At 53.3% G+C, this 255-nt stretch carries 1 protein-coding gene; it reads left to right on the top strand.

Annotation, left to right across the window (positions count from 1 at the left end):
• The coding region (locus C5745_RS20575; RefSeq protein WP_207795870.1) for a hypothetical protein at nt 1-255 on the top strand (255 nt) is incomplete at both ends.

The raw sequence follows: 255 nt of genomic DNA, 5'->3' as shown, positions 1-255 counted from the left end.
TCCCTGCGGGATTTTTCATGGTCCGCCATGTTTTCCGCTGGATGTTGTGGCCGGTGCGGGATTTTCCGGGAAAAAGTTCTTTGACATATTGGGAAAAAGAGAAGACACAAGAGAAGACAGAGGAAGTTCATCTTCGGTTAATACCGCAGGTGGACGGAGGCAGTCCGTTGCCGAGCAAAAGGGGCAGCGGACGGAAGAAAGTAAATAAGGGCACACGGGGGATGCCTAGGCTCCCAGAGGCGAAGAAGGACGCGA

The organism is Sphingobacterium haloxyli, from assembly GCF_002980525.1.
GTDB classification, from domain to species: Bacteria; Bacteroidota; Bacteroidia; order Sphingobacteriales; family Sphingobacteriaceae; genus Sphingobacterium; species Sphingobacterium haloxyli.
Note: the sequence above shows the minus strand (reverse complement) of the source record. Positions and strands in the feature narration are given on the sequence as shown.